The sequence below is a fragment of the Sulfitobacter sabulilitoris genome (genome assembly GCF_005887615.1).
GTDB lineage: Bacteria > Pseudomonadota > Alphaproteobacteria > Rhodobacterales > Rhodobacteraceae > Sulfitobacter_E > Sulfitobacter_E sabulilitoris.
In genome coordinates, this window is record NZ_VANS01000001.1 from 1,662,891 (window position 1) to 1,677,332 (window position 14,442).

The 14,442-nt window shown below is 65.5% G+C and carries 12 protein-coding genes; 4 read left to right on the forward strand and 8 right to left on the reverse strand.

The genetic code is table 11. The features are described 5' to 3' along the window. Window positions 1-208: 208 nt before the first annotated feature. Window positions 209-943: a methyltransferase domain-containing protein gene (locus tag FDT80_RS07975; RefSeq protein WP_138661644.1), complete on the reverse strand. Its 735-nt coding sequence runs from the start codon at window positions 941-943 to the stop codon at window positions 209-211. A 61-nt stretch (window positions 944-1,004) separates the two neighbouring features. Here FDT80_RS07975 and gloB point away from each other — a divergent pair, with 61 nt between their 5' ends. The 3 genes from gloB (at window position 1,005) to FDT80_RS07990 (ending at window position 5,251) form a co-directional block, all read left to right on the forward strand. Then, window positions 1,005-1,772, forward strand: a complete 768-nt coding sequence (gene gloB / locus FDT80_RS07980; protein WP_170311813.1) for a hydroxyacylglutathione hydrolase — start codon at window positions 1,005-1,007, stop codon at window positions 1,770-1,772. Between the two features lie 174 nt (window positions 1,773-1,946). Next, entirely contained in the window at window positions 1,947-4,268 is a 2,322-nt protein-coding gene (clpA, locus tag FDT80_RS07985; protein WP_138661645.1) for an ATP-dependent Clp protease ATP-binding subunit ClpA, read from the forward strand. Then, window positions 4,265-5,251: a M23 family metallopeptidase gene (locus FDT80_RS07990; protein ID WP_138661646.1), complete on the forward strand. Its 987-nt coding sequence runs from the start codon at window positions 4,265-4,267 to the stop codon at window positions 5,249-5,251. The genes clpA and FDT80_RS07990 overlap by 4 nt, the downstream gene beginning before the upstream one ends. 37 nt (window positions 5,252-5,288) lie before the next feature. On the opposite strand, the gene FDT80_RS07995 is transcribed toward FDT80_RS07990, so the two are convergent. From FDT80_RS07995 to FDT80_RS08005, 3 genes are all read right to left on the reverse strand, one after another. After that, window positions 5,289-7,163 (reverse strand): peptidoglycan -binding protein, encoded by a 1,875-nt coding sequence (locus FDT80_RS07995; protein ID WP_138661647.1) that lies wholly within the window; start codon window positions 7,161-7,163, stop codon window positions 5,289-5,291. A gap of 2 nt (window positions 7,164-7,165) precedes the next feature. Continuing rightward, window positions 7,166-8,377 carry a biopolymer transporter ExbB gene (locus tag FDT80_RS08000; protein WP_138661648.1) on the reverse strand — a complete coding sequence of 404 codons (1,212 nt, stop codon included), beginning with the start codon at window positions 8,375-8,377 and terminating at the stop codon, window positions 7,166-7,168. A 77-nt stretch (window positions 8,378-8,454) separates the two neighbouring features. Next, the gene (locus tag FDT80_RS08005; RefSeq protein ID WP_138661649.1) at window positions 8,455-8,985 is read right to left on the reverse strand and encodes a gamma-glutamylcyclotransferase; all 531 of its coding nucleotides are present in this window, start codon (window positions 8,983-8,985) and stop codon (window positions 8,455-8,457) included. Window positions 8,986-9,051: 66 nt separating this feature from the next. On the opposite strand from FDT80_RS08005, the gene FDT80_RS08010 reads away from it, so the two are divergent. Then, entirely contained in the window at window positions 9,052-10,059 is a 1,008-nt protein-coding gene (locus FDT80_RS08010) for a DUF2125 domain-containing protein (RefSeq protein ID WP_138661650.1), read from the forward strand. Here FDT80_RS08010 and FDT80_RS08015 read toward each other — a convergent pair. From FDT80_RS08015 to FDT80_RS08030, 4 genes are all read right to left on the reverse strand, one after another. Beyond that, entirely contained in the window at window positions 10,056-10,859 is an 804-nt protein-coding gene (locus tag FDT80_RS08015; RefSeq protein ID WP_138661651.1) for an extensin-like domain-containing protein, read from the reverse strand. The genes FDT80_RS08010 and FDT80_RS08015 overlap by 4 nt on opposite strands. Then, window positions 10,856-11,776, reverse strand: a complete 921-nt coding sequence (locus FDT80_RS08020; protein WP_138661652.1) for a prephenate/arogenate dehydrogenase family protein — start codon at window positions 11,774-11,776, stop codon at window positions 10,856-10,858. Before FDT80_RS08020 ends, FDT80_RS08015 begins: the two co-directional genes overlap by 4 nt. A gap of 4 nt (window positions 11,777-11,780) precedes the next feature. After that, window positions 11,781-12,863, reverse strand: a complete 1,083-nt coding sequence (gene hisC / locus FDT80_RS08025; protein ID WP_138661653.1) for a histidinol-phosphate transaminase — start codon at window positions 12,861-12,863, stop codon at window positions 11,781-11,783. Between the two features lie 87 nt (window positions 12,864-12,950). After that, window positions 12,951-14,372, reverse strand: a complete 1,422-nt coding sequence (locus tag FDT80_RS08030) for a homospermidine synthase (protein WP_138661654.1) — start codon at window positions 14,370-14,372, stop codon at window positions 12,951-12,953. Window positions 14,373-14,442: the final 70 nt, after the last annotated feature.

The window sequence follows — 14,442 nt, forward strand, 5'->3', positions numbered from 1 at the left end:
ATGTAGCAGACGGGCCCAGACCCCGCAACACAGTATAGTGATATCTAGTCTAGCGCTAACCCACTTATTTTCAGGGCTTTGCCGCATATGCGACGCTTTGGCAGTGGATAAAATTCAATTTTTTGACGGCTTTACGGCGGTGCCATCCGATTCCCGCGGGGCAACTGCCCAATTTTTCAGCGCTCGCGGACCGCCCGTCGCACTGCGCCTAAATTGGTTTGGCCTGCGGTTTCATCACCCCGACGACGCGGCGCGCGCGCGCGGGCTCGATCTTGCCCTTTGGCGGATAGACCAGTTTCGTGGCCTCCACCATGAAGGCTCCGCCCGCCATCATCGTCGGCATGCGCGCGCCGAACTTCTCGAAGGCCGGGCCGGACTTCATCCAGATCCGCTTGGCCGAGGGGATCTGGTAGAGCGCGCCCAGGTGCCGTTCCGGCAGGAACTGGTGCTTGCGCAACTGCGTCTCGAGCTGGCCCGGCGAATAGGGCCTGCCATAGCCGAACGGCGTGCGGTCGCGCCGCGCCCAAAGCCCCCCGCGGTTCGGCACGATGAACACCGCGCGCCCGCCCGGCCCCAGCACCCGCCAGCATTCCTCCAGCAGATCGCTGACACGCTCGGATGTCTCGAGCCCGTGCAGCAACACCAGCTTATCCACATGCCCCGTCTCCAGCGGCCAGAGGGTTTCTTCGGTCAGCACCGACACGTTGGGCATGGACTGCGGCCAGGGCATCACCCCCTGCGGCCCCGGCATCAGGGCAATCACCCGCCGCGCGTCCTTCAGGTAGGGGCGCAACAGCGGCGCGGCGAACCCATAGCCGACCACGGTCTGCCCCTTTGCTTCGGGCCACAGCTCGTCCATACGCCGGCGTAGCGACGCCTGTGCCGCGCGCCCCAGGGCGTTGCGATAATAGAAATTCCGCAGATCCTGCACATCAAGATGCATTGCAGCCGCCCTCATGATCCGTCACTCTGGCGACAGTCTAGCTGCGCAGAGGAAAATGACCATGCCCGTCGAAATCGTGACCGTCCCCTGCCTGAGCGACAATTACGCCTTTGTCGTTCATGACGACGCGACCGGCGAGACCGCGGTCGTGGACGTGCCCGAAGCGGCCCCCATCGCGGCGATCCTGAAACAGCGCGAATGGACGCTGAGCCAGGTCTGGCTGACGCATCACCACTGGGACCACGTGGACGGGCTGGCCGAGCTGCTGGCCGATCACCCGGCCAGGGTCGTGGGCGCCAAGGCCGACGCGCACCGCCTGCCGCCGCTCGACCACGCGGTCACGCCGGGCGACACCTTCGATTTCGCGGGTCACGCGGTGCATGTGATCGACGTGCCGGGTCATACGGTCGGTCATATCGCCCTTCATCTGCCCGATGCCGACGCGGTCTTTACCGCCGACAGCCTGATGGCGCTTGGCTGCGGGCGGCTGTTCGAGGGCACGGCCGATCAGATGTGGGGATCGATGCAAAGGCTCATGGCGCTGCCACGCGACACTGTCGTCTATTCGGGCCACGAATATACCGCGGCGAACGCGCGCTTCGCGTTGACTATTGATCCTGAGAATTCCGCGCTTATATCGCGTTCGCAGGACATCGAAGCGGCCCGCGCCGCCCAGACCCCCACAGTCCCGTCAACCCTGGCGCTCGAGTTGGAGACCAACCCGTTCCTGCGCGCCGCAGACCCCCATATCCGTGCCCATCTGGGGCTGGCCGATGCGTCCGATGCACAGGTCTTTGCCGAAATCCGCGCCCGCAAGGATGCGTTTTGACGCCCCCAAACAGCCCCTTCGAATGCATTCACACAAATTGTGACAGCGAATTTGAAGAAAAAACTTGAAGCTGGGGCACGATCAACCAAACTCTAATACTATGAGGCCATGGTCTTTGAGGGGCCGACATCACTTGGTTCCCCCATCGACCTCCGATCAGAAGGAGCACGCACCGTGCCTTCATTTTCGAACACACTCGAACAGGCAATTCATTCGGCGCTGGCATTGGCCAATGCGCGCCGCCACGAATTCGCAACGCTGGAACATCTGCTTCTGGCGTTGATCGACGAACCCGACGCCACCCGCGTGATGAAGGCGTGCAGTGTGGACATCGACGAGCTGCGCAGCACGCTTGTCGAATTCGTTGACGAGGACCTCAGCAACCTTGTCACTGATGTCGATGGTTCCGAAGCGGTGCCCACCGCCGCGTTCCAGCGCGTGATCCAGCGCGCCGCGATCCACGTGCAATCCTCTGGCCGCACCGAAGTGACCGGCGCCAACGTGCTGGTCGCCATATTTGCCGAGCGGGAAAGCAATGCCGCCTATTTCCTGCAGGAGCAGGACATGACGCGCTACGATGCGGTGAATTTCATCGCGCATGGCGTCGCCAAGGACCCCGCCTACGGCGAACCGCGCCCCGTGTCCGGCGCGCCCGAGCACGAGGAAGAAGCCCAGGGCGTCACCGATGGCGAGAAAAAGGAATCCGCGCTCGAGAAATACTGCGTCGATCTGAACGCCAAGTCGCGCGAGGGCGATATCGATCCGTTGATCGGTCGCGAGGACGAGGTCGAGCGCTGCATTCAGGTGCTGTGCCGCCGTCGCAAGAACAACCCGCTTCTGGTGGGCGATCCCGGCGTGGGCAAGACCGCCATCGCCGAAGGGCTCGCGCGCAAGATCGTCGCGGGCGAGACGCCGGAGGTTCTCGAGAACACCACCATCTATTCGCTCGACATGGGCGCGTTGCTGGCCGGCACCCGGTATCGCGGCGATTTCGAAGAACGGCTGAAGGCGGTCGTCACCGAACTGGAGCAGCACAGGGATGCCGTTCTGTTCATCGACGAGATTCACACCGTCATCGGTGCGGGCGCCACATCGGGCGGCGCGATGGATGCGTCCAACCTGCTGAAACCCGCTTTGGCGGGCGGCAAGCTGCGCACGATGGGGTCCACCACCTACAAGGAGTTCCGCCAGCACTTCGAGAAAGACCGTGCACTGGCCCGGCGCTTTCAGAAGATCGACGTCAATGAACCCTCCGTCGAGGATGCCGTGAAGATCCTCAAGGGTCTCAAGCCCTATTTCGAGGATCACCACTCGGTCAAATACACTGCGGATGCCGTGAAAACCGCCGTCGAACTGGCGGCGCGCTATATCAACGACCGCAAGCTGCCCGACAGCGCCATCGACGTGATCGACGAGGCGGGTGCCGCGCAGCACCTGATCGCGGCCACCAAGCGGCGCAAGACCATCGGCACCAAGGAGATCGAGAATGTCGTCGCCAAGATCGCGCGCATTCCGCCCAAGAACGTCTCCAAGGACGATGCCGAGGTGCTCAAGGATCTCGAAGGGTCGCTCAAGCGCGTCGTCTTCGGGCAGGACAAGGCGATCGAGGCGCTCAGCTCGGCCATCAAACTGGCGCGCGCCGGTCTGCGCGAACCGGAAAAGCCCATCGGTAACTACCTGTTCGCCGGACCCACGGGCGTCGGCAAGACCGAAGTGGCCAAGCAACTGGCCGATACGCTGGGTGTCGAACTTCTGCGGTTCGATATGTCCGAATACATGGAAAAGCACGCGGTCAGTCGTCTGATCGGTGCGCCTCCGGGCTATGTCGGCTTTGATCAGGGCGGCATGCTGACCGATGGCGTCGATCAGCACCCGCACTGCGTGCTGTTGCTCGACGAGATGGAAAAGGCGCACCCGGATGTCTACAACATCCTGTTGCAGGTCATGGACCACGGCAAATTGACCGATCACAACGGTCGCACAGTCGATTTCCGCAACGTGGTGCTGATCATGACGTCGAACGCGGGCGCGTCCGAACAGGCGAAAGAGGCCATCGGCTTCAACCGTGATCGCCGCACGGGTGAGGATACCGCCGCGATTGAACGGACGTTCACGCCGGAATTCCGCAACCGGCTGGATGCGGTGATTTCCTTTGCGCCGCTGCCCAAGGAGGTCATCCTGCGGGTGGTCGAGAAGTTCGTCCTGCAGCTTGAGGCCCAGTTGATGGACCGCAACGTGACCATCGAACTGACCAAGCCCGCGGCCGAATGGCTGGCCGACAAAGGCTATGATGCGAAAATGGGAGCGCGCCCGCTGGGTCGCGTCATCCAGGAGCACATCAAGAAGCCGCTGGCCGAGGACCTGCTCTTTGGCAAGCTGTCCAAGGGCGGCGTGGTTCGGGTCGGCATCAAGAACGGCGAGATCGATCTCAAGATCGACGGCCCCGACAAGCCGCGCCTGTCAGGCAACAAGCCTCCGCTTCTGACGGCGGAATGATCCTTCGGGCAGCGGTCTGCCTGCTCTTCTCCTCCGCCGTGTCACTCGCGGCGGAGGGTTTCGTTCTGTCCCCTCCCCTTGACTGCGATCTGACCGACGACTGCTATATCCAGCAGTACGTGGACCACGACGACGGCCCCGGCGCGCGCGACTATCGTTGTGCCCCGCTAAGCTATGATGGCCACAAAGGCACCGATTTCGCACTGCCCAGCCTTGCCCGCATGCACGACGGTGTCGATGTGATCGCCGCTGCCCCCGGCGTCGTGCGCGGCACCCGCGACGGCATGGCCGATATCGGCTACAGCGACGCCACGGCAGACAGCATCCAGGACCGCGAATGCGGCAACGGCGTGGTGATCGCCCATCTGGGCGGCTGGGTGACGCAATACTGCCACATGAAACAGGGCTCGATCACCCGCACGCGGGGCGAACACGTCGCTGCCGGCGATGTTCTGGGCCAGGTCGGGCTGAGCGGTCGCACCCAGTTTCCGCATGTTCACCTGAGCGTAAGGCAGGGCGATACCGTCGTTGACCCCTTTGCCCCGGATGCGCCGGCAGGCACTTGCGATCCTTCCGCCGACACCCGGACCAGCCGCGGCACCCTTTGGCAAACACCGCCGCCGTACCGGCCCGGCGGGCTGATCTCGGTCGGTTTCGCCGATGCCATTCCCAGCTTCGACGACGTGAAATCCGGCGCCGCGCAGATCGCCGGGATCGGTGCGGATGCGCCAGCGCTCGTGCTCTATGGCTACGCATTCGGCGGACAGGAAAACGACACGATCACCCTGACCCTGACCGGTCCGGACGGCGTGATCGTAGATCAGACCTTGACGTTGGAAAAGACGCAGGCGCAGGTCTTTCGCGCGGTGGGCAAGAAACGCCGCAGGGATCCGTGGCCCGACGGCGCGTATACCGGCACCGTGACCCTGCTGCGCGACGGCGCCGTGATCGACCGCCGCAGCCGCGACATGACGCTGCCGTAGCGCGCACACACCTGCCGCGACAACTCCGCCGCGCGGCTTATTTCTCGGTGAATTTCAACTCGATGCGCCGGTTTTGCGCCCGCGCGGCCTCGCTGTCGCCCGGCGCCACGGGCTGGTATTGCCCAAAGCCGTTCGCGGCCAGCCGGTCGGGCGGAATACCCAAGGCACCGACCATGTATTTGACCACCGACAAAGCCCGCGCCTGGCTGAGCTCCCAGTTGTCGGCAAATTCGCCGAATCCCGACAGCGGCACATTGTCGGTGTGCCCGTCAACACGGATCACCCAATCGATCTCCTGCGGGATGTCGTCCACCACGCCTTGCAGGATGGCGGCCACCTTGGCGACCTCGCCGCGGCCTTCGTCGGACAGGGTGGCCTGTCCCGGCGCGAACAGCACTTCGGACGAGAACACGAAACGGTCGCCCTCTATGCGCACGCCCGGCTGCTGGCCCAAAACGTCGCGCAGACGTCCGAAAAACTCCGACCGGTAGCGCGCCAGATCCTGCGCCTCGGCCTCCAGCCGCTTGCGCTCTGCTTCCTCCAACGCCGCGCGGCGGCTTTGTTCCGCGGCGACACGCGCCAGCGCGGTGTTCAACTCGGACCCAAGCGATTGCAGTTGCACCTGTGCGGCGGCATCGCGCGCCACGGCGTCATCCAGAAGCGCCTGCAAGTCACCCAGTTGCGCGCGCAGGGCCGCAACCTGCTGGTTCAACAACTCGGTCTGGCGTTGCGCGGCGGCGCTTGTCGCCTCCTCCTCGGCCAGAGCCCGGTTCGCCTCGGCCAACAGTGCCGCGCGACGCTCGGCGGCGGTGCTGGTGTCCTCGGCCAGCGTTTCCGCGGCCAGCTTGGCGGCCAGCGCTTCGGCCAATTGTCTGCGAAGGGCCTCGCGGTCCGATTGCGCCTCGGTCCGAAGCGCGGCCAACTGCGCCTCCGCCTCGGCGAGACGCTCTGCCAAGGTGCTGTTTTCCGCGGCCGCGTCCTCCAGTGCCGTCTGGGCCTCTGCCCCGCGGGCGGCCCGCTGTTGCAGGTCCTCGACGCGCAACAACGCTTGAACCAGTTGGTCGTCCAGCGTGGTTTTCGCGGCCCGCGCCGCCGCCAGCAGGGTCAGGGTATCCTCCGCCTCCTGGCGCTGCGCCTCAAGCGCCAGTGTCATCGCCGTCAGTTCCGCATCCGCGTTCTGCAACCGGTCGCGCAGGGCCTGCGCGGCCGCAGCCTCCGCCAGCCGCGCGGCTTCCTCCTCGCTCAGCGCGGCCTGCGCGGAATCAAGCTGTCCGGTCAGGGTATCGACCTGCTGCTCTGCCTTGGCGTTGCGCGCCCGCAGGTCCGCAACCATCGCATCCAGCGCCTCGCGCCGCGCCGCCGCCAGGCGCGCGATTTCAGCCTGCGCATCGACCTCGCTGCGGGCCTGCGCAAGTGCGGCATTCAGTGCCTCCTGTTCGGTCAGGAGCGCGGCACGATCCGCCTCCAGCCCGGCAACACTGTCCCGTGCATCGTCACGTTCCGCCAGCAGGCTGGCCACCTGCGCCTCGAAGCTGGTGATCCGCGTCTCGGCTGCCGCCAGTGCATCCGCCTGCGAGTCGCGCTGTGCGGTCAGCGACGAAATCAGCGCCGACTGTTCGGCGATTTCATCCTGCGCGCTGTTCAGCGATGTCGTCAGCGCACCCAGACGCGCCTCAAGCTGGCGGCTGGTCCGCTCTTCCAGCCCAAGCGCTTGCGCCAGCGCCGCGACCTCCCCCGCGAGCTGGTCCAGCTCCGTCTCCTGCCCGGTGATTTGTTCGCTCAGCACGAATTGCACCACCATGAAGATCGTCAGCACGAACATCAGCACCAGCAAAAGCCCGGTCATGGCATCCACGAACCCCGGCCAGATCGAGGCCTGAAACCGGGTTCCGGTGCGCCGCGACAGGGCCATGCTCAGCGCTCCCTGCCTGACAGGTCATTGGCGCTGAACGCGCGGCGATCCTGCCCGCGCGGCTGGCTGAGCGCCTTTGCCAGATTGGCGATGTCGACCCGCAGTTCGGCCATGGTTTCCTGCCGTCCGGCCGAAATTTCCTCGAGAATGCGCAACATCTGCACATCGATGGAGCGCAGGCGCATCCGGCTTTCGGCATCCGGGCCCTCGCCTTGCCCTTGGCGCTCCAGCGCGGAGACCACGCGATCCTGACCCGCCGCCATCCGTTCCAGCGCCTTGCGAAGACCGTCGGACCCGTCATTCGGACGGTCCAGGGTATCGGTCATCCGTTCGACCGCACTTGCCAGTTTGTCCAGACGCTCGTCCACCGTGCTGCGGCTTGTCTCGTTGCGCGCGATCAAAAGCTGCAAACTCTCCATCTGCTCGGCCATATGGTCGATGACGCTCGCCAGCACCGCCTGATCGCCGCCGCCCTCCTCGCCGGTGGCAAACCCCACGCGGGTGATCGAACTCAGCCATTCTTCGAGCTCGCGGTAAAACCGGTTCTGGCCATGCCCTGCAAAAAGCTCCAGCAGGCCCACGACCAGCGATCCCGCAAGCCCCAGAAGCGACGAGGCGAAGGCCACGCCCATGCCGCCCAACTGTGCCTCCAGCCCGGTCATCAGGCGGTTGAACACGTCCACCGCGCTTTCACCATCCTGTGGGGCAAGGCTGCGGATGGTATCGACAACCGCCGGAACCGTCGTGGCCAGACCATAGAAGGTGCCAAGAAGACCCAGAAAAATCAGCATGTTGACGATATAGCGCGTGATCTCGCGCACTTCGTCGATGCGGGTCGCGACGGAATCAAGGATCGACCGGGTCGAGGTTGCGCTAACCTGCATCTGCGCACCGCGCGACCGCAGCAGGCTGGCCAGTGGCGCGAGCAGTTGCGGCGGTTTGACCGAACCGTCGATCGAGTCGGATGCAAAGCCCTCGATCCACCGGACAGAACCGATAAGCTGCGTCACCTGATAGAAACAGGCGATGACACCCAGCACGAAAACAAAGCCGATGAAGCCGTTGAGATAGGGGTTGGCCTCGAACACCGGAAGCACCCGCGGCAGGGCCACGAAGGCCCCCAGTCCGGTCAGGATCAGCACCATCACCATCAGGCTGATCTGGCGCACGGGCTGCGAAAACTGTGGTCTTGCCTTATGGTCTGGCTGCGACATGCGCCGTGCTCCTGACCTTGTTGATTGATCTGCTCAGGGCAGAGTTTACACTGATAACCCGGTGAAACGCCAAGGGTTTATACCGCCAGGTCGCGCACGCGCGCGTGCAGCCATTCAAGGTCGGGATCGCGCAGGCCGATTTCAAGCAAATGGGCGACGGTATTGTACAGATATTCCGTATTCGGCCCTCGCCCACCCACGGCGCGCGCGATGATCTGGGCCTGCTCCTCAAGCGGCAGGCCGCCGCAATACTGCACGTGATCGGCGTCGATGACGTAGGTGACGGCCGTGACCTGACGCCCGCCCTGCAGATCGACCGGCAAGGTCTTCTCCACGTAGGCCGAGGAAATCAGTTCGCGCGCGCGCAGGTACTCCAGCGTCGCCTCTTCCTGGCCCTGTGCCACGGCCAGCGCCACGCCGGTGCAGGCGGCATGCGGTTGCGGGTCGAGCGCCAGCACGAGGCCCGGCCGCTCTTGGGTGCCGCGATGATGGATGGAGCGCATGCAGAACGACCGCGCATAGCCCGGCAAGGTCGCCACGGCGCGCTCCGCCACCTCGAAGCCGGGGTTCCACAACAGGCTGCCATAGCCAAATACCCACATCGTCATCGCATCGGTCCTCTTGCTTTGGACATCGGTAAACCTCAAAACGGAGACAATGCAAAGGGGGTCGCGATGCGGCGTGTGATCTTGGGTATGGTGCTGCTGGCGGCGGTCTGGTCGGCTTGGTGGGGCGTGGCCGCCGGCGGATTGCATCAGGGTCTGACCCGCTGGTTCGATGCACGGCGCGCCGAGGGCTGGCAGGCCGATGTCGCGAGCCTGCCGATGCACGGGTATCCTTTCACGCTTGGCGTGACGCTGGTGCGGCCGGTCCTGGCCGACCCGGCCACCGGCGTCGCCATCGAGGCCAGCGGCCTGACGATCCGCGCGCCGGCGTACTGGCCGGGATATGTCACGCTTGAGGTCCCGGATGATCCGATCCTTCTGGCCAGCCCGCAGGGCCGCGCCAGCCTGACCCTGCAAGACGGGCGCGCGGATCTGCGTCTGCACCCCGGCACCGCGCTGGCGCTGGACAGCATGGCCGTCACGACCGGAGCATGGTCGCTCGACGCCCATGGCGACGGCAGCGTGATGAGCGCGCAAACCCTCACGCTGGCCATGACCGAAACCGACGGCCCCGAGGCGGCCTACCGCTTTGACATCGTGGCGGAAGGGTTTCGCCCCGGTGATCTGCCCCGCGCGCGGCTGCGCGTTCCCCGCGATTGGCCGTTGCGGTTCGACAGCCTGAAGGCCCGGATGGACGCGACATTCGATCGGCGCTGGGACCGTCGCGCCATCGAGGACGCGCGCCCGCAGCCGCGCAGTCTGGACCTGAACCTGCTGGAGGCAGTCTGGGGCGATCTGCGGATCAAGGCAGCCGGCACGCTGACCATCGACGCCGAAGGCGTGCCCGATGGCACAGTGTCGGTGCAGGCCGAGAATTGGCGCGACCTGCTGGACCTGGCCGATGCCGCCGGCCTGTTGCCCGGCCCTGTCCGGTCGCAGGTCGAGCGCGCGCTTGGCACGCTGGCGGGTCTGACGGGCAACCCCGACACGCTCGATGTGCAACTGAACGTCAGGAACGGATTTGTCGCGGCGGGGTTCCTTCCGCTGGGTCCGGCGCCACGGCTGATCCTGCGTTAGCGGCAGTAGGACCCGTTGCGATAGCGCGCGGTGTCAAAGTGGAAGTGATCGAGGTGATAGCTGTCCGCCTCTGGGCCCAGAACCGTGCCGAAGGGGCCGCAGGCGCCGCGATGCATCTGCCGCAGGGTGCGCGACGTGCCGCGCGCGGTCCAACCCTTGAGCACCGTCACGGTCGATCCATCCGCAAGCACGAAGCCCGAGATGTCGATGGCGCGCCCCTTGCCATGTTCGGAAATCCTGCCCCCGGCCTTGTTGTTGCGCGTCCGGCAGGAATAATGCGCCGCGACCCGCAAACGGCTCAGCCCGCCGCCCTGTGATCGCAAGGCTGGCTTCGCGGTCGCCTCCAGCCAGGTTTTCAGGGCTTTCGCGGTGGTGCAATCCATCACCGACTTCTGCGTCAGACCAACCCCCGAGACGGAGCGCACGCGCACGGCCTCGTCAATGCCGCACCCGCCCAGGCGGCCCGGCACCGCGCCGACATATTCGCCCTGGATATCCGGGACACCGCAGACGGCGCCGCGCGCGCGTTCCTGCCGACGTGCGATCGCGCGCATTTCCACCGTCGGGCTGCGCAGTGCCGGTCGCAACGACACCCGCAGGCCCTGCCCCCGCTCTGCCACGGCCGCGGCCACCGCCGCCGCAACCGGGTCGCGCGCGGGACGCACGATGGCCCCCGCCGTCGTCATCATCATCGCGGTGGATCCCGCGCGGCCCACGGGGCGTTTGGATGCATCCGGCGCGGGCCCGGCCCCTGCGGCGACCCCGGCGCACAGCGCCAAAAAGATCGCCAGGCGCCTCATGGCTTGCGCTTTCCCCGTCCGAAATCGGGTGCATCCGTATCCTGCCCCGCTTCGATGATGCCGCGCCGGATCGCGCGGGTGCGCGTGAAATAGGCGTGCAGGTGATCGCCATCGCCGGTCCGGATCGCGCGCTGCAATGCAAACAACTCTTCGGTGAAGCGCCCCAGAATCTCCAGCGTCGCTTCCTTGTTGGTCAGGAACACATCGCGCCACATCGTCGGATCGCTGGCCGCGATCCGGGTGAAATCACGAAACCCGGCGGCGGAGTACTTGATGACTTCGCTGTCCGTCACGCGGCGCAGATCGTCGGCCACGCCCACCATCGTATAGGCGATCAGGTGCGGCGCGTGGGATGTGACGGCCAGAACCAGATCGTGATGATCGGGGTCCATTTCCTCGACATTGCTGCCAAGCCCTTCCCAGAACGCGCGCAACTGCGCCACGGCACCGCGGTCCGCGCCCTCGACAGGGACCAGCAGGCACCAGCGGTTGTCGAACAGTTCGGCAAAGCCGGAGGTCGGGCCGGAGTGTTCGGTGCCCGCCAGCGGGTGGCCGGGAATGAAATGCACGTCGCCCGGCAGATGCGGCGCCACCTGCTCGATCACGTCGCGCTTGACCGATCCCACGTCGGTGACGGTCGCGCCGGGCTTCAGCGCGCCTGCGATCTCCTCGGCCACCGCGCCCATGACGCCCACGGGCACGCACAGCACGACCAGGTCCGCGCCCTCGACGGCCTGAATGGCGGTGTCGCAAATGCGGTCGCACAGCCCGATGTCGCGCGCGGTCTGGCGCGTCGCGGCGCTGCGGGCATAGCCCGTAACCTCGCCGGCAAGGCCCGCGCGCTTGATCGCCCAGAACATCGAAGACGCAATCAGCCCGAGACCGATCAGGGCCACGCGGTCATACATCTGCGCCATGCCCTCAGCCTTCCTTGAACTGGCGCACGGCATGGACGATCCGTCGGCAAGCGCTTTCATCCCCCACGGTGATGCGCAGGCAATTGGGCAGCTTGTAGCCGGCCACCATCCGCACGATCAGACCCTGCGACTTCAGGTAGGCGTCACAGGCCTGCGCCTCGTCGGCGCTGGAGAAGCGGGCCAGCACGAAATTGGCAAGGCTGACATCCGACGGCACGCCCAACTCCGCCAGCGCATCGGCCAGCCAGCTGCGCCAGCGCGCATTCTCCGCCCGGCAGTGATCGGCATAGGCGGTATCGCGGATCGCGGCTTCCGCGGCCGCCAGCGCGGCGTTGGACAGGTTGAACGGCCCGCGCACCCGGTTCAGGACGTCGATGACATGCGCCGGGCCATAGCCCCAACCGACGCGCAACCCGCCCAGACCGTACAGCTTGGAAAAGGTCCGTGTCATCACCACGTTCTCTCGGCTCTCGACCAGTGCGACACCGCCGTCGTAGCCTTCGACATATTCGGCATAAGCGCCGTCGAGCACCAGAAGCGCCTGCCGGGGCAGGCCATCGGCAAGCCGCGCCACATCCGCCGCGCCGATCATTGTGCCGGTGGGGTTGTTGGGGTTCGCGATGAACACCAGCCGCGTGGCATCGGTACAGGCGGCCAGGATCGCGTCCACGTCCGTCACACGTTCGCGTTCGCGCACCTCGACCGGTGTGGCCCCCGCCGCCAGCGCGGAGATGCGGTACATGCCAAAGCCGTGTTCGGTGTGAATGACCTCCGACCCCTCGCCCGCATAGGCCTGACACAAAAAGGCGATGACCTCGTCCGAACCGGCGCCGCAGATGATGCGATCGGCGTCGAGCCCGAGCACCTCGGCAATCGCTGTGCGCAGGGCGGAATGGTCCGACGACGGATAGCGGTGCAGGTCGTACGAGGCCCGGCGATACGCCTCGATCGCCGCCTCGCTGGGGCCAAGGGGGTTTTCATTCGAGCTGAGCTTGACGACATTGTCGAGCCCCGCGACATGGCTCGTTCCGCCCTGATAGGGCGCGATGTCCATGATACCGGGCTGCGGACGGATGGCTTTGGTCATGCTGTGCGAACTCCTGCTCGCGGTGTTTTAGCGGCGCAAGCGACCCTGCGCCACCATCATATTGTCACGGGCATAGTGTCACTGCCCTCAGCTTGCCAGCACGTTGCGAAAGAGCCACGGATCGCTTTCGTCGATATCCTCGGGGAAAAGCTCCCAGCGGTCCTGCAACGGAGTCCAGTCGGTATAATGCGCCTCTACGGGTCCAAGATAGGGGCGCTGCACCTCAAGGCACCGCGCGTGGTCCATCTCGTCCGTCTCGACGATGCCGGCTTGCGGATTTTCGAGCGCCCAGACCATTCCGGCCAGCACGGCGGATGTCACCTGCAGGCCGGTCGCGTTCTGATAGGGCGCCAGCGTCACCGCTTCTGCATTGCTGAGCCGCGATCCATACCAGAGCGCGTTCTTCTCATGGCCGTACAACAGCACGCCCAGCTCGTCGATGCCCTCGACGATCTCGTCGGGTTCCAGGATCTGGTGCACCGTCTGCTGGCGACCCGATCCGAACATTTCGTGCAGGCTCAGCACGGCATCGTCGCTGGGGTGGTAAGCGTAGTGGCAGGTCGGGCGGAACTCCGGCGCCGCCGGCTCGCCTAGGGTATAATAGTCGCTGATCGACACCGCTTCGTTATGGGTCACCAGATACCCGAATTGCGGCCCCGGCGTGGGGCACCATGTGTGCACCCGGGTGATGGCGCCCGGACGCTCCAGCCAGATCGCGGCCTGACAGCCCGTGTCATAGCCATGCGCATTTTCCGGGAACCACGTCTCATGCGTGCCCCAGCCCAGTTCCGCCGGCTGGAACCCTTCGGAGATGAAGCCCTCTACCGACCATGTGTTCACGAAGGTCCCGCGGGGCCGCGGTATCGCGCGCGCCTGCGTGTCGCGCTCGGCGATATGCACGCCCTTGACGCCAAGACCCTGCATCAGCCTCGCCCAGCCCTGACGATCACCGGGCGCATCGGCCGGGTTGCCGGTGTCCCTCGCCAGGGTCAGGAGCGCCTCCTTGACGAACCAGCTGACCATGCCGGGGTTCGCGCCGCAGCACGACACCGCCGTGGTCGCGCCGGGGTTGGCGGCCTTGGCGTCGCGCACCTTCTGGCGCAGGGCATAGTTCGTGCGATCCGCATTGTCCGGCGTCTCGAAATAAAAGCCCGCCCAGGGTTCGACCACCGTGTCGATATACAGGACGCCCAACTCGCGGCAGACCTGCATCATGTCGAGCGACGACGTGTCGACGCTGAGGTTCACACAGAACCCCTTGCCGTCGGGAAACAGCCGCTTGAGTTCGGACCGGTAATTGTCGCGCGTGATGGCGATGTTATCGAACCGGATGCCCTGTTGCGCCAAAAAGTCAGCGCCGGTGGGATTAGGATCGACGACGACCAGCTTGTCCGCGTCATAGTCGAAATGGCGTTGAATCAGCGGCAGGGTGCCCTTGCCAATCGAGCCAAAGCCGATGATCGCGATTGTTCCGTCGATCCGGCCATAGTTGGGGTGCGTGTCGCTCATGTTCGGTTCTCCCTCGGGCGTCGAAAAAAGAAAGGGCCGCGCCGGTGTTGTCCAGCGCGGCCCCTCAGGC